Origin of the sequence: Synechococcus sp. OH2 (assembly GCF_047462155.1) — a bacterium.
GTDB lineage: Bacteria > Cyanobacteriota > Cyanobacteriia > Thermostichales > Thermostichaceae > Thermostichus.
On record NZ_JANSIR010000065.1, the window covers coordinates 5,475 to 24,587 of the forward strand.

The 19,113-nt window shown below is 57.2% G+C and carries 18 protein-coding genes and 1 pseudogene; 8 read left to right on the forward strand and 11 right to left on the reverse strand.

Annotation, left to right across the window (positions count from 1 at the left end; all coding sequences use genetic code 11):
* A pseudogene (locus NW835_RS05230) lies at positions 1-554 on the reverse strand (S9 family peptidase); the annotation flags it as partial.
* Between the two features lie 359 nt (positions 555-913).
* On the opposite strand from NW835_RS05230, the gene urtA reads away from it, so the two are divergent.
* From urtA to mnmH, 6 genes are all read left to right on the forward strand, one after another.
* Positions 914-2,188, forward strand: a complete 1,275-nt coding sequence (gene urtA, locus NW835_RS05235; RefSeq protein WP_414332597.1) for an urea ABC transporter substrate-binding protein — start codon at positions 914-916, stop codon at positions 2,186-2,188.
* Between the two features lie 108 nt (positions 2,189-2,296).
* Complete coding sequence (gene urtB / locus NW835_RS05240) at positions 2,297-3,454, forward strand: urea ABC transporter permease subunit UrtB (RefSeq protein WP_414332599.1); 1,158 nt, start codon at positions 2,297-2,299, stop codon at positions 3,452-3,454.
* 56 nt (positions 3,455-3,510) lie between these two features.
* Positions 3,511-4,656, forward strand: coding sequence for an urea ABC transporter permease subunit UrtC (gene urtC, locus NW835_RS05245; protein ID WP_414414707.1), 1,146 nt, complete (start codon positions 3,511-3,513; stop codon positions 4,654-4,656).
* A gap of 148 nt (positions 4,657-4,804) precedes the next feature.
* Positions 4,805-5,572, forward strand: coding sequence for an urea ABC transporter ATP-binding protein UrtD (gene urtD / locus NW835_RS05250; protein ID WP_414414708.1), 768 nt, complete (start codon positions 4,805-4,807; stop codon positions 5,570-5,572).
* 66 nt (positions 5,573-5,638) lie between these two features.
* On the forward strand, positions 5,639-6,391 hold the full coding sequence (urtE, locus tag NW835_RS05255; RefSeq protein ID WP_414367710.1) for an urea ABC transporter ATP-binding subunit UrtE: 753 nt from the start codon (positions 5,639-5,641) through the stop codon (positions 6,389-6,391).
* Between the two features lie 129 nt (positions 6,392-6,520).
* On the forward strand, positions 6,521-7,720 hold the full coding sequence (gene mnmH, locus NW835_RS05260) for a tRNA 2-selenouridine(34) synthase MnmH (protein WP_414364970.1): 1,200 nt from the start codon (positions 6,521-6,523) through the stop codon (positions 7,718-7,720).
* On the opposite strand, the gene NW835_RS05265 is transcribed toward mnmH, so the two are convergent.
* On the reverse strand, positions 7,648-8,682 hold the full coding sequence (locus NW835_RS05265) for an adenosine deaminase (RefSeq protein WP_414414709.1): 1,035 nt from the start codon (positions 8,680-8,682) through the stop codon (positions 7,648-7,650). The genes mnmH and NW835_RS05265 overlap by 73 nt on opposite strands.
* 375 nt (positions 8,683-9,057) lie before the next feature.
* Here NW835_RS05265 and NW835_RS05270 point away from each other — a divergent pair, with 375 nt between their 5' ends.
* On the forward strand, positions 9,058-10,671 hold the full coding sequence (locus tag NW835_RS05270) for an NAD(P)H-quinone oxidoreductase subunit 4 (protein WP_414364973.1): 1,614 nt from the start codon (positions 9,058-9,060) through the stop codon (positions 10,669-10,671).
* A gap of 20 nt (positions 10,672-10,691) precedes the next feature.
* Here NW835_RS05270 and NW835_RS05275 read toward each other — a convergent pair whose 3' ends face one another.
* On the reverse strand, positions 10,692-11,300 hold the full coding sequence (locus NW835_RS05275; RefSeq protein ID WP_414414710.1) for a Uma2 family endonuclease: 609 nt from the start codon (positions 11,298-11,300) through the stop codon (positions 10,692-10,694).
* 35 nt (positions 11,301-11,335) lie between these two features.
* On the reverse strand, positions 11,336-12,082 hold the full coding sequence (locus NW835_RS05280; RefSeq protein WP_414385227.1) for a rhomboid family intramembrane serine protease: 747 nt from the start codon (positions 12,080-12,082) through the stop codon (positions 11,336-11,338).
* Positions 12,083-12,243: 161 nt separating this feature from the next.
* On the opposite strand from NW835_RS05280, the gene NW835_RS05285 reads away from it, so the two are divergent.
* Complete coding sequence (locus NW835_RS05285; RefSeq protein ID WP_414364979.1) at positions 12,244-12,918, forward strand: response regulator transcription factor; 675 nt, start codon at positions 12,244-12,246, stop codon at positions 12,916-12,918.
* 148 nt (positions 12,919-13,066) lie between these two features.
* Here NW835_RS05285 and NW835_RS05290 read toward each other — a convergent pair whose 3' ends face one another.
* From NW835_RS05290 to NW835_RS05320, 7 genes are all read right to left on the reverse strand, one after another.
* A complete protein-coding gene (locus NW835_RS05290) occupies positions 13,067-14,254 on the reverse strand; it encodes a GNAT family N-acetyltransferase (RefSeq protein ID WP_414364981.1) in 1,188 nt (395 codons plus the stop codon).
* 176 nt (positions 14,255-14,430) lie between these two features.
* The gene (locus NW835_RS05295; protein ID WP_414372537.1) at positions 14,431-15,489 is read right to left on the reverse strand and encodes an ATP-grasp domain-containing protein; all 1,059 of its coding nucleotides are present in this window, start codon (positions 15,487-15,489) and stop codon (positions 14,431-14,433) included.
* Positions 15,490-15,585: 96 nt separating this feature from the next.
* Positions 15,586-16,317 carry an alpha/beta hydrolase-fold protein gene (locus NW835_RS05300; protein WP_414364985.1) on the reverse strand — a complete coding sequence of 244 codons (732 nt, stop codon included), beginning with the start codon at positions 16,315-16,317 and terminating at the stop codon, positions 15,586-15,588.
* Positions 16,318-16,466: 149 nt separating this feature from the next.
* The gene (locus NW835_RS05305) at positions 16,467-17,114 is read right to left on the reverse strand and encodes an LON peptidase substrate-binding domain-containing protein (RefSeq protein WP_414364987.1); all 648 of its coding nucleotides are present in this window, start codon (positions 17,112-17,114) and stop codon (positions 16,467-16,469) included.
* 66 nt (positions 17,115-17,180) lie between these two features.
* Positions 17,181-17,744 carry a crossover junction endodeoxyribonuclease RuvC gene (gene ruvC / locus NW835_RS05310; RefSeq protein ID WP_414378395.1) on the reverse strand — a complete coding sequence of 188 codons (564 nt, stop codon included), beginning with the start codon at positions 17,742-17,744 and terminating at the stop codon, positions 17,181-17,183.
* Positions 17,692-18,270: a CDP-diacylglycerol--glycerol-3-phosphate 3-phosphatidyltransferase gene (gene pgsA / locus NW835_RS05315; RefSeq protein ID WP_414385222.1), complete on the reverse strand. Its 579-nt coding sequence runs from the start codon at positions 18,268-18,270 to the stop codon at positions 17,692-17,694. The genes ruvC and pgsA overlap by 53 nt, the downstream gene beginning before the upstream one ends.
* Positions 18,271-18,294: 24 nt before the next feature.
* Positions 18,295-19,113 (reverse strand): nucleoside hydrolase (locus tag NW835_RS05320; protein ID WP_414414711.1); only part of this gene is annotated, 819 nt, incomplete at its 5' end.

Consider the following 19,113-nt stretch of genomic DNA (forward strand, 5'->3'; position numbering starts at 1 on the left):
CAGGCCAGCCACACTAGGGTCTGACCGTCTGGGCTCAGTTGCGGGCTGGCGTAGAAATCGTGGCCCCTGGCCAAAACCTGCTGGGATCCGCTTTCTAGATCGATGGCCACCAGCGTATTTTCCGGCTCTCCCTGGCGGCTGTAATCCTCGCGCACGCAGAGGATGCGCCGGCGCCTCCTGTCCACCACCCCGTCGGCATAGCGGTAGGGGCCAGCTTCGGTGAGGGGCTGGGGATCCGAAGCCGGCAGCAGGCAGTACAGCCGTTGATCGGCAAAGTTGCAAAAGTACACCACCCCCTCGGAGACCCAGTAGGCGCCGCCGCCGTACTCATGCACCCGCGTGCGCACGTTGAAGGGTGCTGGCGTCAGTTCCTGCACCGTCCCGTCGGCAGCTCGCCGCATCAGCACGTTGCGCCCCTTCTCCTGCGGGCGGCCCTCCGTCCAGTAGAGATCCCCCTTGTCCCAAGCCGGTTGCCCTAGGCGTAGGGATCCGGCCACCACCAGGTCAGCGGTAATTGGGGATCGCCAAGATCCATAGCCAGCCTGTTGCACCATAAGCCATCAATTTTCAACCTCGAAATCTCCATTATGCCGAGAGCAAGGGATCCCTGGGAGCTTGGCGAGAACAGGCTCAGATTCTGGAAAAAAGTATCTCGCAACACAATTTCTTCCTGGCTGAATGGGTTTGATAAAACACGTCCAGGCAACAGGGGCGCACGACGCTCTCTCGACTGCAGAACTGGCTTTTCCCTCTGTTGATGTTGGGAAGGCATTAGTGAAAACCTCAGCCGAGCGCAGTTGGGCAAGCTGATCCATGGGCAAGGTGATGAGCTGAGTCCTTCCCCCCGTTGGCCAGGCTGCTGTAACCACACTTCGCTACATCCTTTGCACTCACCTCGTTTCGGAGTTTACCGATGGCTCAATCTTTTAATCGTCGTCAAGTGCTGAAAATGGGCGCGCTGGCCGGAGCCGGGGCTGCCTTAGGGCCGCAGATCTGGGTGAAGCGGTCTGTGCCTGCCTATGCTCAGGGAGAGACTATTCGCGTTGGCATTTTGCACTCCCTCAGCGGCACGATGGCCATTTCGGAAACCAGTGTGGTGGATGCGGAAAAGCTAGCCATTAAAGAGATCAATGCCGCCGGTGGGGTTTTGGGCAAGCAGATCGAGCCCATCATCGAGGATGGCGCCTCCGATTGGCCAACCTTTGCCGAGAAAGCCACCAAATTGATCGATGTGGACAAGGTGGCAACAGTATTCGGCTGTTGGACCTCGGCCAGCCGCAAGGCAGTTTTGCCGGTATTTGAATCCAAGCAACACCTGCTCTGGTATCCCGTACAGTACGAAGGACAAGAGTGCTCCAAAAACATCTTCTACACCGGCGCTGCCCCCAACCAGCAGATCGAGCCTTCTGTGGAATGGCTGCTCAAGAACAAGGGCAAAGAGTTTTTCCTGGTGGGATCCGACTATGTCTTCCCCCGCACGGCCAACACCATCATCAAGGCCCAGTTAGAGGCCCTGGGCGGCAAGGTTGTGGGAGAAGATTACCTGCCTCTGGGCAACACCGAAGTGACTCCCATTATCAGCAAAATCCGTGCCGCTCTTCCCAACGGCGGCGTGATCTACAACAGCCTGAATGGCGACAGCAATGTGGCCTTCTTTAAGCAACTGAAAGCAGCCGGTCTGGAGCCGGATCGCTATCCCTCTATGTCCGTCAGCATTGCCGAAGAAGAGGTGCAGGCGATTGGCTCCGAGTTCCTAGAAGGCCACTACGCTGCCTGGAACTACTTCATGACGGTGGATACGCCTGCCAACAAGAAGTTTGTGGAAGCCTTCAAGGCAGAATACGGCCAAAACCGCGTCACCAACGACCCGATGGAAGCGGCCTATATCATGGTTTACATCTGGAAGCAGGCGGTGGAAAAAGCGGGAACCGTGGAGATCGACGCGGTGCGCCAAGCAGCCTACGGCCAAACCTTTGATGCCCCAGAGGGTCTGGTGACGATGAACACCAACCACCACCTGACCAAGTACGTGCGGATCGGCCAGGTGCGCTCTGATGGGCTGTTTGATGTCATCTTTTCTACAGACGCTGTGGAGCCACAGCCCTGGAACCAGTTTGTGGCGGAAACCAAGGGCTTTGCCTGCGACTGGTCGGATCCGGCCAAAGGCGGTCGCTTCAAAGTCAGCTAGCCCTGTTGAGCGCTGGGTGCGGGATCCCTTGCGGGTGAGTTGGGGATCCCGTCCTGGAGTTGGAAGCGCGTCCCCAGTCAACGGGTAAAGAAGGAGGATCCCCTGCCGATGACCTTGCTTTTGGATAGCTTGTTTAACGGCATCAGTATTGGCACCGTTTTGCTGATAGCCGCTCTGGGCCTGGCGATTGTCTTCGGCCTCATGGGGGTGATCAATATGGCCCATGGGGAGCTGATGATGTTGGGGGCCTACACCACCTTTGTGGTGCAAAATGCCTTCCGACAATTGGGGGATCCCTGGCGGGATCTGTATATCTTTCCAGCCTTGGTTGCCGCTTTTGTCGTCACGGCCCTGGCGGGTCTGGCTCTGGAGCGGGGGGTGATTCGCTTTTTGTATGGGCGGCCGCTGGAAACCCTTTTGGCCACCTGGGGCGTGAGCCTGATCCTGCAGCAGTTCGTGCGCAGCGTCAATTGGGTGTTGGCTTTCCGCTTGGGGGCCTTTGCGGTGCTCTTTTTTGGCGGCTGGTGGCTCTTGGCAAAACGGGCCGATTGGCCGCGCCTCAAAGGCTGGGTGCTGACGTTGTTGTTGGTGCTTTCTACGGCCATTGTGGCAGTAGGCGGGCGGGTTCTGGCCCAAACCTATGCCCTGGCCGTCACCCAGCCCTGGTTTGGGGCCCAAAATAGAGACGTGACCGCTCCTCGCTGGCTACGGGGTGGGATCCCGGTGGGCAACCTGTTTTTGCCCAATACTCGCCTGTTCATCATCGCCCTCACCGTTGTCTGTATCCTGGGGCTGTACTTTTTCTTGCAACGCACCCGCTGGGGGTTGCGCATCCGCGCCGTCACCCAAAATCGGGCCATGAGCGCTTGTGTCGGGATCCCTACGCAAACGGTGGATGCTCTCACCTTTGCCATGGGTTCGGGTCTGGCAGGAGTAGCCGGCGTGGCCGTCAGCCTGCTGGGATCTGTGGGGCCCAATACCGGCCAGAACTACATCGTGGATACCTTCATGGTGGTTGTCGTGGGGGGTGTGGGCAAGCTCCTGGGCAGCATTGTGGCGGCACTGGGGATCGGAATTGCCAACTTTGTCATCGGTTCCGGGACGCTGGCTTTGATCTTTCCCAACGTGCCGATCCTGACCGATACCCTCAACTTTTTTGCCACCACCAGCATGGCTAAGGTGATGGTCTTTGCCTTAATTGTGGCCTTTTTGCAGGTGCGCCCCCGCGGCCTTTTCCCCGAAAAAGGTCGCATGGTGGATGCCTAGGACAGCCCTCTTGAGCGAATCTTTCTAGCCGTATCCCCCATCCCCCCACACCGCCCATGAAACTGGCTCATCTCCCCCCCGCTGATCGTGAAGAGGCCATTCTTGCCACCGGTCGGGATCCCAGTCCTGCCCGCAAGCTCCTGTGGGAAGTTGGGATCCTCATTGGCCTGGCGCTGGCTTTGATCTTGGTGGCCCCAACTGTGTTGTCGGGTTTTCGGCTGAACTTGTTGGGGCGATTTCTGGCATTGAGCATTGTTGCCCTGGGGATCGACCTTATCTGGGGCTATACCGGCATGCTGAGTCTGGGGCATGGGGTGTTCTTTGCCTTGGGGGGCTATGCTTTGGGGATGCACCTCAAGTTGCAACTGCCAGAGGGACGGATACCGGAGTTTTTCAGCCTCTATGGGGTAACGGAATTGCCCTGGTTTTGGTACCCTTTTTATTCGTTTCCGTTTACGGCTGTTGCTGTTGTCTTGATCCCGGCTGTGGTGGCAGCAGCTCTGGGGTACTTGGTGGTGAGAAATCGCATCCGAGGAGTTTATTTTTCTATTCTGACTCAGGCCACTACAATCATTTTCTTTAACTTCTTCAACGGGCAACAGCGCTTAATCAACGGCACCAACGGCCTGACCAATTTCCAGACGTTATTTGGCCTGGATGTCAACTCTTCCCAGATGCGCTTTGCTGTCTATGTGGCCACGGTTTTAACCGTTGTTTTGGCTTACCTTCTCTGTCGTTGGCTTACCAGTGGCTTGTTTGGTCGAATCCTGGTAGCCATTCGAGACGATGAGCCGCGGGTTCGTTTCTCTGGCTACGATCCCACCGGATTTAAGGTGCTGGTATTTGCCATCTCGGCTGCGCTGGCAGGGATCGCCGGGGCTTTGTTTACCTTACAAACTGGCATCATTTCTCCCAATGCCATGGCCGTTCCCTTCTCCATTGAAATGGTGATCTGGGTAGCGGTGGGTGGTCGGGCCAGTTTAGTGGGGGCAGTGGTCGGGGCTTTGTTGGTAAACTTTGCCAAGAGTTTGCTGAGTGAAAATTTCCCAGAAATTTGGCTGTTTTTCCAGGGGGGATTGTTCCTGCTGGTGGTACTGGTGTTGCCGGATGGTTTGGTGGGCTGGGTGCGCACCCGGGGCAGGCAGCTTTGGGTTACCTTCCAGCTTTGGCGCCGGCGTTTGGCCAATATTTCTCCAGCCTAAATCCGTGCCAGTATCCCCCTATGCAAGGTGCAACTTCAGAGTAAGAGGATCCCAATGGGTGAGATAACGATGCCAAGTGTCCTCTCTTGTTCGATGGGCTGAGAATCCTACTCGTCCTCTGGCCTTTCCGTTCTTGGACGTGATCCCTATGCTTACAGCAGCTCCCACCACTACCCGGCAAATTTTACAAACTCAGAATCTCACCGTCAGCTTTGATGGCTTTAAGGCTTTGGACGGGCTGAACTTTTCTTTGGAAGAAGGGGAGTTAAGGGTGGTGATCGGTCCCAATGGAGCGGGCAAAACTACCTTCCTCGATGTGTTGACAGGCAAGGTCAAGCCTACTCGAGGGCGAGTGCTGTTTAAAGGAAAAGATCTGGCTAAGCTCAAGGAGCACGAAATCGCTGCCTTGGGTATTGGTCGCAAGTTCCAAACGCCGCGGGTCTACCAAAACCTGAGCGTGCGAGAAAATTTGGAGCTCTCTCTCAACCCTCACAAGGGTGTTTTCTCCACCTTATTTGGCAAAAAGCGCTTGCGAGAAAAGACTGATGCCCTCCTGGAAACCATCGGCCTGAGCCGTAAGGATCGGATCCCGGCAGGGCTGCTCTCCCATGGAGAAAAGCAATGGTTGGAGATTGGCATGGTGATTGCCCAGGATCCGGATCTGCTGCTGCTTGATGAATGCGTGGCCGGGATGACGGATAAAGAAACAGAGGCTACGGGAGAGTTAATTCAATCCTTAGCTCGAAATCACACCATTTTGGTGATTGAGCATGACATGGTATTTGTCCGGCAAATTGCTCGCAAGGTTACTGTTTTACACCAAGGAGCAGTGTTGTGCGAGGGTAGCTTTGAGGAAGTGAAGAACGACCCGCGAGTTATCGAGGTCTATCTTGGATCCCACAAAGCCAGAGGCTAAACGAAAACAGGGGAGAAGGGGAGATCTGTGTTGACCGTCCAATTAACCAACTCTATATCCAAGCCTATGAATACGGAAAACGCCACCAAAGCGCAAAATCTATCTCAAAGTGGATCTCAGCCTTTGCTGGAAGTCTGTAACCTGAGAGCTTATTATGGGCAAAGTTTAATTGTGAGAGATCTTTCTTTCAAGATCCTTCCCGGCCAAGCAGTTTGCCTTCTGGGTCGCAACGGCATGGGCAAAACTACCACGCTTAAAGCCCTAATGGGGCTTCTCAAAGACTGTACAGGTAAAGTTCTCTTTGAGGGCCGACCCATCAATCATTACCCACCCAACTGGCGGGCTCGCGCTGGCATTGGCTATGTGCCCCAAGGCCGGGAGATCTTTCCTCGCTTAACGGTTGAGGAGAACCTGCTGGTAGGGTTAGAAGCAGCACCGGACAAAGAACGGGCTATACCTGAGTTTATTTATGACTTATTCCCGATTTTGCGTTCTTTTCTAAAGCGTCCCGGTGGAGATTTGAGCGGTGGTCAGCAGCAGCAATTGGCCATTGCCAGAGCTTTGGTGGCAGAGCCTAAACTTTTACTCCTGGATGAACCCACAGAAGGGATCCAACCTTCTATCATCATTGAGATCGAAGAAGCCATTGCCCGCATCCAAAAAGAGCGGGGCGTTGCGGTGTTGCTGGTAGAACAGTACTTTGAGTTTGCTCAAAGCTTGGCCGATTACTTTTACCTCATGGAAAATGGATCCCTCGTTATGGAAGGGCCGACTGACCAAATGGACGAGGAAAAAGTGCGATCCTATCTCTCCCTCTGAGGTTAGCCTGGAGGAGGAGCCGAGCGGTGCAACTCTTGTCAGGCCCAGGGATCCCCTTAAGCAACAACCCTAGAAATCTGCCAGGATCGAGCAAGAGAGAACTCAGTCCACTCCCTCCTCCCTGCGTCTGTGGCTGCCCCCATTCACGTCACTGCCGAACCTTGGCTGCACACCTACAGCGAAATCATTGACGTGCGCTCGCCGGCAGAGTTTGCTGAAGACCATTGGCCGGGGGCCATCAACTTGCCTGTGCTTGACGATGCAGAACGGGCAGAGGTGGGCACCCTCTACAAGCAGGTGGATCCCTTTACGGCCCGCAAGCGGGGAGCCAGCCTGGTGGCCCAGAACATCGCCCGCCATCTGCAGACCCACTTTGCCGACAAGAGCCGGGACTACCACCCCCTCATCTACTGCTGGCGGGGAGGGCAGCGCTCGGCCAGCTTGGCGCTGGTATTGTCCCAGGTGGGCTGGCAGGTTACAGTTTTGCAAGGTGGCTACAAAACCTACCGCGCCTGGGTACGCCGACAACTGCAGAGCTTGCCCCAGGAGTTCACCTACCGCGTCCTCTGCGGGCCGACGGGAAGCGGCAAAACCCAGTTGCTCCACCACCTGCAGCGCCAGGGATCCCAAGTCCTCGATCTGGAAAAGCTGGCCCACCACCGCGGATCCGTGCTGGGAGCGGAGTGGGGGATGCCGCAGCCCACCCAGAAGAGCTTTGAAAGTCAACTGGTGCAGGTTTTTCTCCAGTGGGATCCAGCTAAGCCGGTCTGGGTGGAAGCTGAGAGTGCCAAGGTGGGCCAGCTCCACCTGCCCCCTGCCCTTTGGCAGGCCCTCACCCAAGCCGATTGCGTGGAAGTGCGATTGCCTTTGGAAGAGCGGGTGAAGGGGATAATTGCCCATTATCCCCACTGGATAGCCCATCCCCAGGCACTCAAGGAGAAACTGTTATCCCTAAAAGCCCGCCATAGCCAAGCGCGCCTGCAGCGCTGGTTTGAGCTCATCGACGCCCAAGACTGGCCGCAGTTTGTGCAGGAGTTGCTGGAGCAGCACTACGATCCCACCTATCGCCACGGCCTGCAGCAACACTTTAACCGCATCCGCGCTCGCCTTGAGCTGCCTGACCTTTCTGAGACCAGCCTACAGGAGGCCGCTGCCCGACTCAGGGGGGATGTCGTTTTGAGCTGCGCCAGCCCTCGCCGGGCAAGCGCGACCAAGTCTGCCGGTGGAAATGTCAAGCAAAGTCCTGTCTGCCCCTCTCAGAGGGAAACTAGGGACTTCGAGGCTGACTGCTGCAGCTCCGACAGCAGCGAGGCCGGGTGCTCTTTGTAGGGCCAGGCAAAAGCGTGACGAAAAGCCGCCTTCTGACAGTGCTTGAGCTGCTCGAAATCAATAATGTCGTGGGTGAGCAGGTTCTCGTACTCAAACGGCAGGCGCACGTTGTGTAGGCCAGCGTTGTCGGTGCAGATGGCGATATCTACCCCCGCGTCGAAGCAGCGGTCGAAGACGATTTTGAGGGGCTCCAAGCTGGGTAGTGTCCCCGTCTTCAGGTAAGTGGTGGGACAGACCTCCAGACATTGGCCGCGCCGCGCCAGCTCTGGCAGCAGCTCTGGGTAGTGGAGAGGGATCTGGATCCCGTGGCCAATCCGCGAGACGTAGGGCGGCAGCTCTGGGTAACAGCCATCCAAAGTCTCATAGAGATGGGCAGTGGTTTTGAGGCCACGGGCCAGGGCATATTTGAACAGCTCAATCCACTCGTCCATGCGTTCGCCGTAGGCCTTGTCTCCCCCCGCCAGGTCGATGGCAGACACGTATTCCGACTCGGCGGCGGCCTCCACCATGGCGCGGTTGATGTGGCTGGGCAGGCGGGAGTGCAAACACACAATCTGGGTGGTGACGATGGGATATTCCCGCTGCTGGCTGGCCTGCCCTACCGTTTCGATAACTTGGCGCATCTGCTTGAGGCGATCCGCCTCGTCCAAGCTGGGATCTGTGCGCAGATAGGGGGTGTAGCGAATTTCTAGATAGGCCAGATCCTCAAAAACATAGGCCCCCCGTAGCAGACGGTAGATGAAATAGGGTAAGCTTTCCAGGGTTTGCACCTGTTCCACCAGCGTGTGCAGCTCCAAGTAATCTTCAAGGGTGTTGCGCGGGCGGGTGTAGAACTCCTCAAACTCGGCGTAGTCGGGAAAGCGTTCTGCCAGAGGGGATCCCTGGCGATGTAGGTAGCGCCACAAAATCCTAGGAACGACTGAACCGCCTAGGTGGCGGTGTAACTCCGCATGCAGTGCCATACTTCAAAGCTTCCCCCAGAGCCCCCCCTCACCGTCCGCCAGAGGCGGACTTGGCTTGGTTGTTAAGTACTATTTCTACTGTTATCCAACAGCAGCGGTCTTGTCCAGGCGCGATTGCGCAGGGTCAGCTAGCCGGGAACCAGGTGATGAGGTTTCCAATAGCCAGGTTTGAGGACCAGGTCAATGCTTGAATCCTGGTCGGGCCCGGCCAGGGATCCCGGCAAACTAGATAAAGAGCCTTAAGATAGAGATAGTTTTGAAGGTTTGCTGAGCAAAGATACTCAGGAGCGATTCTAGTAAAGGGCTGTTGGCTGTAGCCGACGGCAATCCCCCTGGAAGGGTGTGGCATGAACTTAGCGTAACGAGGTTATCTTCATGGCGCTGCCCAGCTTGCACGAATTTCCCTGGCTGACCACGGTCATCGTCTATCCGGTGGTGGCCGCCCTCTTTATTCCGTTGATCCCGGCGCCGGCTGGGGATCCTACCACCCGCGCTTACGCGCAGAAGTTGGCGGAGCGGATCCGCTGGTTTGCCCTGTTCATCGCAGTCACCGACCTGGTCATTTTGCTGGCCGGCTTTTATGTCGGCTACGACCCTAGTCAAACGGGCTTGCAACTGCTGGAGCGCTACACCTGGGTGCCGCAGGTGGGGCTGAGCTGGTCGGTGGGGGCCGATGGCCTCTCGATGCCGCTCATTCTGCTCACGGCTTTTATTACCACGCTTGCCATCTTGGCCGCCTGGCCGGTCACCCTCAAGCCGCGCCTGTTTTACTTTCTCATGTTGGCCATGTACGGCGGCCAGATCGGGGTGTTTGCCGTGCAGGATATGCTGCTGTTTTTCCTGATGTGGGAGCTGGAGCTGATCCCGGTGTATTTGCTCCTCTCCATCTGGGGGGGATACAACCGCCTCTATGCGGCCACCAAGTTCATCCTCTACACCGCCCTCAGCTCGCTGTTTATCCTGGTGGCGGGCTTGGCCATGGCCTTCTACGGGGATCCCATCAGCTTTGACATGACGGATCTGGCCCACAAGGCCTATCCGCTGAGCTTCCAGTTGCTGATGTATGGGGCTTTCCTGATTGCTTATGGGGTGAAGCTGCCCATTTTCCCCCTGCACACCTGGCTGCCCGATGCCCACGGCGAGGCCACAGCGCCGGTTCACATGTTGCTGGCCGGGATCCTGCTCAAGATGGGGGGCTATGCCCTAATGCGCATGAACGCGGGCATGCTGCCGGATGCCCATCTCTACTTTGCGCCGGTCTTAATCGTGCTGGGGGTGGTGAACATCATCTTTGCCGCCCTCACCTCCTTTGCCCAGCGCAACCTCAAGCGCAAGATTGCCTACTCCTCCATCAGCCACATGGGCTTTGTCCTCATCGGTATCGGATCCCTGACGGAGATCGGCATGAGCGGCGCCATGCTGCAGATGATCTCCCACGGGCTGATCGGGGCCAGCCTGTTCTTCTTGGTGGGGGCCACCTACGACCGCACCCATACGTTGGAGCTGGAGGAAATGGGCGGCGTTGGCCTGAAGATGCCCAAGATCTTCTCGATGTTTACCGCTTGCTCGCTGGCCTCTCTGGCCCTGCCTGGCATGAGCGGCTTTGTGGCTGAGCTGATGGTGTTTATCGGCATGGCCACCAGCGATGCCTACTCTCTCCCCTTCCGGCTGGTGGTGGTGTTCCTGGCAGCAGTTGGCGTGATCCTGACTCCTATCTACCTGCTGTCGATGTTGCGTCAGATCTTCTTCGGCCCGGAAAACAAAGAGCTGACCGAACACGAGGAACTGGTGGATGCCGAGCCGCGGGAGGTGTTCATCATTGCCTGTTTGCTCATCCCCATCATCGGCATCGGGTTTTATCCCAAGCTGGTCACTAGCCTCTACGACCAGTCCACCAATGCCCTGGTGGCCTTGCTGCGCCAGGAACTCTCCTCCCTCGGAGCGACGGTTGCCCAAGCCCCTGCCCTTTACAACACTGAGCCAAATTGAGGAGAGGGAAGCCGGTTTAGCTAGCCTTGGCTTTTTTCTCCAATGGGCTTGCGGCTTTCGCCGCCTTGAACTCGCATCCAGCCAAACAACGTTCCGACCGTCAGTTGGATCGTTTGGGCAAAAGCGGGAACGGGGATAACCTCTTGCGGATCCTCATGCACTGTTGGCTGCTGTCCGGCAGGATAGGCGAAAACGACCCTTTCTTCGGGAGCTACGATCCACCCCATCTGGCAGCCGTGTGCCAAGCCAATCAAGATTTTTTTGACCAGCTTCGTTTGATTTTGATCGGGAGAGAGAATCTCGATCACCCAATCTGGGCAAAAGGGTATGAGGTTTTGAATGGTGCCATCCTCATCCACAGGGATCCGATCCCAGGCAATGACAGAGATATCGGGCACAATTGCATAGCCGGCAAAGGTGGAGCGCAATTCTGGAAAAGCCATCCCTAGCTGAGAAGGCTCCAGTATTTCATTAATAAAGCTGCCCAGTTTCAATTGAAGGCGGCTATGTTTTCCTTGTGGCACGGGCTTCTGGATAATCTCTCCCTCAATGAATTCGCTGGCGGGCTGAGTTTCTGGCTGCCGCAGAAACTCTTCCAGAGTTAGGGGCTTGGCAGACAGACTGACCATAATTTGCTCCTATCAAGCTGGCCTCTGAATACAAATCAAAACGGATCTCTGTCGCGCTGTCGCAGAGTGGCTTGGTAGTCGTAGGGGCTCTTGCCGGAAAACAAACCCATCAGCGGCCCCAAAATAGCTCCAAACACAAAGCCACCCGCATGGGCCCAGTAGGCAATGCCTCCGCCTTCCATGCCAATATTGATAGGAGTCTGCAAGCTGGCAATACCATAAAACGCCTGTTGCACAAACCAAAAACCTAGGAATACCCAGGCAGGAATGTAGACGGTTGTGGTAAAAATGCCCAGGGGTACCAGAGTTAGGATCTCCGCCTGCGGGAAACGCAAGATATAGGCTCCCAACACCCCGGCAATGGCCCCACTTGCCCCCAGCGAAGGAATGGTGGACTCCATATCGAAAAACCACTGGGTTAGGGCGGCCAAAGCTCCACAAGTCAGGTAAAAAATGAGGTAGCGCACATGCCCCAAGCGATCCTCAACATTGTTGCCGAAAACCCACAAAAAGAGCATGTTCCCACCAATATGGAGAAAGCCCCCATGCAAAAATTGCGAGGTAAATAGCGTTACCCACTCGGGGCGCAGCGAAGAGGTGGCCTCCCCCTGAAAGCTGGCCGTCAGTTCCACCGGCACCACCGCCCACTCTCGGAAAAAAGCTACCAGTTCTCGCGGCGATAGGGTAAGCTCATACACAAAAACCAGGATGTTGATAAGCACCAGGGCATAAGTAACGTAGGCAGGGTGGGTGGTTGGGTTGCGATCTTGCAGAGGTACCACAGTCGGGATCCGGTTAACATCACCCTCTAGCCTACCCTGCTAGGCCTTCTCAGGCCTAACTTGAGGCTACACTAGGGTAGCTTGTCGGTGGGATCCCTAAACTGCAAAGGGGTTTTAGCCGTCCCCCCCACAGCCGACAATGGATTTGGAGGAGTGGATCGATGTTTGAGGTCGAGAACCGAACTGCCCCGCTCAAGTTTTTGGTGGTCGAGGATCATCCCGAGGTCGCCCAAAACAATTGCGAGTGGCTGCAACGGATTGCAGCAGATGCTCAATGCATCACAGTCTCCAATCCGATGGACGCCATCCTGCGCCTGCAGCGGGAGCAGCCGGACTTGGTAGTAGCCGACTTGCTCTACGGCCAAACCAGTGGCGAACAGTCTGCTGAACCTGGTCTAGAGTTCTTGCGCCACATTTTCGAGAACTATCCTACTTTGAATGTAATGGCCTATTCCAGCGAGCCGCTGCTGCTGACTCCTTTGGTGGGCCTGATCAGCAAACACCAAGGTGGATTTGCCGCAGTCAACAAAATGGAGCGGCGCACTGTGTTTTTGGAGGGGGCCAAAAGTGCCCTCAATGGAGAACTGCGCATGCCCCGTGAGTTGCGCGGCTTGACCAAGCTGACGGAGCGGGAAATCGAGGTCTTGAACCTGCTCTGCAAAGAGGCTCTTACCGACCAGGCCATCGCCGACCGCATCCACACGAGCAAAAAGACCGTACAAAACTGTATTCAAAGGCTCAAAGAGAAGCTGGATATCTTTGGCTCTGAAGATGAGATCAACGCTCGCGTTGCCATGTGTATGGCAGCAGTTCAGAAAAAGCTTATCCAGTGGTAAACCTAGAGGACTTCCAAGCGCTCTAAGACACTGGCGTGCCTGCCCTCAGCTTCCCTGCTTCTGGAGCAGAGAGCCTAGGGTTCAAGCGTATTTTTCCGTAGTCGTCTCGAGCCAGATACGCCCCTTTCCCACCTCCCAAAAGGGCCCCTTATCTCTGGGTCAAGGCAGACAAAGAGGGCAAAACATCCTCTCGAAAGGGAACCTCGTTTTGATTCACCCTCTCCAGCTCAGCCAACATGAGAGGGTTGACGCGGTTTAGATAGGGGATCAGAACCTGTTTTAGCCTGGGGCGGTAGAAACGGTGGTAGCTATACACGGGGGTGGCTGGAAATCCCCGCCGAATCTTGTGGGATCCCCCAGCCCCGGGGTCGAAGTTGCGGATCCCTTCCCGGATGGCCAGGGCAATCGGCTCGTAATAGCAAACGTTAAAGTGCAAAAACTTCACCTCCTCCCGGCAGCCCCAGTAGCGCCCAAAGAGGCGATCCCCCTTGCGAACACAAAAAGACATCCCCACCACTTCTGAACCTCGCTCGCCGGCTACCAGCACCAGCCGCTGCCGGTAGTTGGGATAAAGAGCCTCAAAAAAGCGGCGGTTAAGGTATTTGCTCCAGTTCCAGAATTGAGCGCAGGTATTGCTGTAAAAGTCGTACATAAGAGAGAGCAGGCGCGGCGTGATTTCCTCTCCGGTGTAGATCTTGAGTTCTATGCCGCTTTTTTCCATGGCGGCCCGCTCTCGCTTGATGTTGCGCCGCTGGTTGGCGTTGAACTGGCTCAAAAAGTCTTCGTAAGAGCGATAGCCGGGATTGTGCCACTGGTAGTTGTGGGTAATTCGGGGAGTCAATCCATCGGCCTCCAGTTGGGCCCGCCAGTCTAAGTCCACATAGAGCAGGCTGAACACCGAAATATCGTTGTCTTGGCAGAAGCGATCGATAGCAGCCAGCATCGACGGCCACACCTCTGCTTCCGAGTAGTCTGGATGGACAAGAATGCGATAGCCGGTGGCCGGCGTAAAAGGAGCCATGCCAATGAGCTTAGGGTAGTAGCGTTCTCCCAGTTGGCTGGCAACCGCAGCCCACTCTTGGTCAAAGACAAATTCGCCCTGGCTATGGCTTTTCAAATACAAGGGGGCAGCGGCGATCAGTTGCCCATCCGACTCCACCAGCAGGTGACAGGGCAGCCACCCCGTGTTGCGGCTGGCGCAACCGGAAGCTTCTAGGCTGTGCAGCCACTCGTATTCCAAAAATGGAGAGGTGCGCTCCGTCTGCAGCGCTTGCCAGGCAGATGCTGGGATCCCGCGAATATCGTGGCACCAGCGCAATTTCAAACCAGTTGACATTTGCCTGTCCGGATAGACCAACTTGCCCTGCCTCGGCTGGGAGGGGATCCCTCCTCTAAGTTCAACCTAGGATGGAATCCCTGCACCTCAAGGGCCACATCGGCGAAAGCTAGACAACTGCTCTTTGCCCAGCTCAAAACTTTCCCAGCGCTAGACCGTGCCTTTGTTAAGTTATTTTATTCGGGATCCCTGGGCTCGTAGTAGTGGTTGGCCAATTCCAGAGCCATCTGAAACTTCTGCTCACGGGTGAGGTCGGCCCGCCGGGCAATCTGGGCAAAGCGGTTGACATCTGGGGGCAAGAAGTCGAAAGGACGCTGTTCCCGCACAATATCTACGACCAGATCGCAAAGGGCCTGCTGGTAATCGTTATAAAAAATTTCCCCCAAAGCCTTGAGGCGGCCATCAGGCACCGGATTGTTAAAGTCAATGGCTTGCAGCTCTCCTTTTTCATCGATAAACAGCTCTACCGAGTTCATTTCATAGCCCAACGCTCGATTGATGATCCGGCATGTATCGATAACTTTTTTGCCCATCTCCGGGGTAAGAAACTCTGGATCAAATAAGTACTCGCTGGCATCGAACTTGCGAAAGATGTATTTAATAGGGATGATCTTTCGGCCAATGCAGAGGGCGCGAATCTGCCAGGGGTAAGGACTTTTAACCTTCTCCTGGATCATCATCACCTGGGATCCGGAGCGGTCGTAAAAGTAGAGGAGCTGCTCCATGTTGTAGGCAATTTCCACCCCAATGGCCTCCCGTCCTTCTGCTGGTTTGATGACAATTGGCCAGCCGAGATCTTCTGCCATCCCCTGCCAATCGAAAAACTTGTGATACTTAAAGTCTTCTGCTTTCAAAGCCGGAGCTTCTTTGGGAGGTAGGATGTAAGTCTTTGGAATGGAGATCCCCAGCTCTTTGACCACCATATAGGCGGCATCCTTGTTGCGCAGGTAGTAGTAGAAGCTAAAGGGGTTGTTGATGAGGTACACTCCCCGAAAAGCAAAGCCCATAAACAGGCCGATAGCCTGCGGGTAAAGGTAGCTGAAGCGATCCAGGATGAGGCGATACTTGGTGCGGTAGTCGAGGTTGACCTCGTGAATGGTGACATGTTCGGCCTGGATCTTGTAGGTTTTGCCGTTGCGAGCTTGAACGGGCGGAAGAGCGTTGAGGCGGGCCAGGGTGTCGTCCCCAAAAGGCTCGCTAAAGTGCAGGCTGCCAACCCAGTAGTCCTCGATCATCAAAAAGGCTCTTTTGCTTTGAACCAATGACTATATTTTTATTTTCTGCAATGTTGGTGCCTTCGCGATTTTCGGCGAGCTCTTCTGGGCGGGATCCTACGCGAAGGCGCGGATTTGCGCTTGCCAAGTGGGCCAGTCGTGATCCCCCTCCCACACCTCCAGGTGATGGGGGATGTGGTTGCGGCGGAGGACTTCTGCCAGGCGCAGGTTGTCGTTGAGGCAGTGGTCACGGTGGGCGGTGAGCAGCTTTAGCTCGGTATTTTGCCCGCCCAGTTGTTCCCAGAGTTGTCGGCTCATGTTGGACATGTAGGCCAAGGGGTTGATGAAGTACAGCTCCTGCTCCGCCGGTTGGGGATCCCAGCCGGTGACAGGGCCGAGGGCCGCTACATCGTAAGGCCCCCCCAGTGCCAGACAGCGGCGCACCAGGCCGGGGTGCCGACAGGTGAGGTTGACGGCGTGGGTGGCCCCCAGAGAGAAGCCTGCCACCACCAGAAAGTCATTTTGTGCTGCGGCCTTGGCGTAGGGGATCAGCTCTTCTACCCAGTGCCGCTCCAGCAAGAGCCAGCGATCCCGCCGTTGGGGCACGTCCAGCTCGCGGTTGAACAAGGTCTCCCAATCCAGGGTTTCCACGCAAAAGGCCTGCAAATAGCCCTGTTCCAAGTGATGGCCGAGGCTGGCGATAATGCCGCGATCTTCCAGGTCGAAAAAACGCCCATTGCTGGTGGGTAGGCAGATGAGCGGGTAGCCGTGATGCCCAAAGTGGAGCATCTCCATTTCCCGGCCCAGAACCCGGGAGGCAAAGCGCAGATAGCGGCGAGGGTAGGACATCGGATCCCTAGACAAAAACTAAACCCCAGCCGGCTTTTGCAGCCGCTGTTGAGACAGGTGGCAACGCGAGGAGCTGGAGGGCTGACAGCCCCCTCGTGGCCTGGGTCTTTCCGTGCAGGTGCAGTCAGCTCAAGCGATCCCAAGAAATTTTAGGAGATTTCGGAGAACAAATCCTTGAGGGCAGTGCGGGCGGCCAAGTGCTTGCGGGTGGACTCGAGGATCTCAGCTTCCCGCCGCAGGCGATTTTCGGTGCTGACCATTTCCAGCAGCGCTTGCTGCTCCCGGGGAGCCCCGTGAAAGTGGCTGGCAATCCAGTAGGACAACTCTATCGGGGTGGTGGGCAGTTGCTCCGGCAGCTCCGTATCCCGCTCCATCAGCTTGCCAGAGAGGCGCACCACATCCTGAAGTAGGGTGGAAACCTGCTGCACCAAGCCCTGCAAATCCGCGGTGGTCGGCTCATCCTCGATCCACTCCACCAGCCCCACACGGAAGGGTTTCTCCCGCACGTAGTTCAACACCCGGAAGCGCTGCTGCCCCAAGGTCAAAATGTCCATGCGGTCATCCGGCAACCGCTGCACCTGCAACACCTCGGCACAACAGCCCACCCGCACCGGGGATCCCGTCTGGGGATCGAACATCAGCACCCCGAAACGGCGATCCGTCTCCAGGATGGTGTTGATCATCATGCGATAGCGGTACTCGAAAATGTGCAGCGGCAGGGGGCGACCCGGAAACAACACCACCTCTGGCAGGGGAAACAGGGGTAGCTCACGTACGTCCACAGAAGAGGAAGGCATAAGGCTTTGCTTTTTGCGCTACTGAGTCTAGTTTAGCGATCTCGACGGAGCCACACCGACCGATTCCTAAGCAAAGCGGTGGTGCCAAAGGGTGATGGCAATAGCCAGGGCATCGGCAGCATCGTCGGGGCGGGGCAGGCTGGGCAGATTGAGCTCGCGGGCCACAGCGGCTTGCACGGCCTGTTTGTCGGCGCGTCCGTAGCCCGTCAGGCTTTGCTTCACCTGGGCAGGGGTGAACTCCACCGGCACCAGATGATGCTGGGCTAGGACGAGTAGGATCACCCCCCGCGCCTGGGCGATGGGGATGGTGTTGCCCATTTTGTAGAAGAAGAGCTTTTCCAACCCCACCTGATGGGGCTGAAACTGCCGCAGCAGCTCCTTGAGATCCTCGTAGAGGGTTTGCAGCCGTTCCGGGATTGATTGCTCCCCAGGGGTGCTGATGACTCCGTAGTCGAGGGATCGAAGTCCGCCGGCACCTGCCAGGATGCAGCCAAAACCCACTGTCCCCAACCCCGGGTCGAGGCCGAGGATACGCTGCTCAGGGACGCAATCCAAGGACTCCGTCCCGCTGCCGCGATCAGGCAGGGGTTCTCTCCTTGGCAAAGCCGGCAGAGGCATCCGACGCGGCATGGTCGGTGTACAAATACGCCAACCCCGAGATCAGAGTGAGGGCCACCGCCACCCAAAAACAGGGAATCCCGATAGGCCAGTTCAAGATCAGTAGAGCGATAGCCAGGATTTGGGCGACCGTCTTGGCTTTGCCCCAGTGGTTGGCGCCGCGGATCTGGCTTTGGTTGGCCCGCCAACCGGCAATGACCAGCTCTCGCCCCACCAGCAAAAAGACTCCCCAGGCCGGGATCCGCCCCAGCTCCAGCAGGCCCAGCAGCGAGGCCAACACCAGCAGCTTGTCCACCAGGGGATCCAGAACCTTGCCCACATCGGTCACCAACCCATAGCGGCGGGCCAAGTGGCCGTCCAGCCAATCCGTTGCCGCCGCCAGCAAAAACGCCCAGAGGGCCAGCCCTTCCCCCAGCGGGGATCCCAGGCCCAGCCCCAGCAGAATCCAAGGGATCCCTCCAAGGCGCAGCAAGGTGATGGCGGTGGGCAGGTTGAGCCACGCTGGCTTGGGAACTAAGACTGGGCTGGTAGGGTTCACCTCGACCTCCTTCGACGACCTCGACTATCGATAGTGGCCTAAGCGCTCGGTGAGCAGGCGGTAAAACCCCTCGGCATCCACCCCAAAAGCTACCTGCACATTGGCGGGGCGGCCACTCAGCCCCCAGCGATCCACCACTGTCCGACCCAGATTGAGGGGGCTAGCCGTCTCCACCTCCACGTAGCAGGGCTTCAGCTCGAACAACTGCGGCTGCAACAGGTAGGCGACTACACAGGGATCGTGCAGGGGTCCCCCCGGCAGGCCGTAGCGCCGGATGTCGAACTTGCCGTAGAAAGCGAGCATGTCGGCCACTGTCTGCCCCACCCGCGTGCCGAGGGCGCGGATCCGCTCGATCCGCTCCGGTGTACTGAGGACTTGCTGGGTAACGTTCAGGCCCAGCATCACCACCTCGGGGATCCCGGCGCTGAGCACAATCTGGGCGGCGTGGGGATCGGTGAAGATGTTGAACTCGGCGGCAGGGGTGGTGTTCCCCTCAAAGGCAGATCCCCCCATGAACACCAGACGTCGGATGTGCTCCACGATGCGGGGCTGCTGCACCAGGGCCACTGCCAAGTTGGTCATCGGGCCCAGCAGCGCTAGGGTAACCGGCTCCTGCGCCGCCATCAAGGTCTCGATCAGGTACTGCACGGCGTGCAGGGATCCCAGCGGCATCTGCGGCTCCGGCAAGTTGGCCCCGTCGATCCCGCTTCTGCCATGCACCTCTTCGGCGGTCTGCAGCGGGCGCAACAGCGGGCGGGGACAGCCGGCATAGACCCCCATCTGCGGCTGACCGGCCAGCTCGCAGATCTGCCGGGCGTTGCGGCTGGTTTTTTCCACAGAGAC

Coding starts and splice junctions, on each gene's coding strand:
- urtA (WP_414332597.1), top strand. CDS start 914: ATGGCTCAATCTTTTAATCGTCGTCAAGTGCTGAAAATGGGCGCGCTG.
- urtB (WP_414332599.1), top strand. CDS start 2,297: ATGACCTTGCTTTTGGATAGCTTGTTTAACGGCATCAGTATTGGCACC.
- urtC (WP_414414707.1), top strand. CDS start 3,511: ATGAAACTGGCTCATCTCCCCCCCGCTGATCGTGAAGAGGCCATTCTT.
- urtD (WP_414414708.1), top strand. CDS start 4,805: ATGCTTACAGCAGCTCCCACCACTACCCGGCAAATTTTACAAACTCAG.
- urtE (WP_414367710.1), top strand. CDS start 5,639: ATGAATACGGAAAACGCCACCAAAGCGCAAAATCTATCTCAAAGTGGA.
- NW835_RS05265 (WP_414414709.1), bottom strand. CDS start 8,682: ATGGCACTGCATGCGGAGTTACACCGCCACCTAGGCGGTTCAGTCGTT.
- NW835_RS05270 (WP_414364973.1), top strand. CDS start 9,058: ATGGCGCTGCCCAGCTTGCACGAATTTCCCTGGCTGACCACGGTCATC.
- NW835_RS05275 (WP_414414710.1), bottom strand. CDS start 11,300: ATGGTCAGTCTGTCTGCCAAGCCCCTAACTCTGGAAGAGTTTCTGCGG.
- NW835_RS05285 (WP_414364979.1), top strand. CDS start 12,244: ATGTTTGAGGTCGAGAACCGAACTGCCCCGCTCAAGTTTTTGGTGGTC.
- NW835_RS05290 (WP_414364981.1), bottom strand. CDS start 14,254: ATGTCAACTGGTTTGAAATTGCGCTGGTGCCACGATATTCGCGGGATC.
- NW835_RS05295 (WP_414372537.1), bottom strand. CDS start 15,489: ATGATCGAGGACTACTGGGTTGGCAGCCTGCACTTTAGCGAGCCTTTT.
- NW835_RS05300 (WP_414364985.1), bottom strand. CDS start 16,317: ATGTCCTACCCTCGCCGCTATCTGCGCTTTGCCTCCCGGGTTCTGGGC.
- NW835_RS05305 (WP_414364987.1), bottom strand. CDS start 17,114: ATGCCTTCCTCTTCTGTGGACGTACGTGAGCTACCCCTGTTTCCCCTG.
- ruvC (WP_414378395.1), bottom strand. CDS start 17,744: ATGCCGCGTCGGATGCCTCTGCCGGCTTTGCCAAGGAGAGAACCCCTG.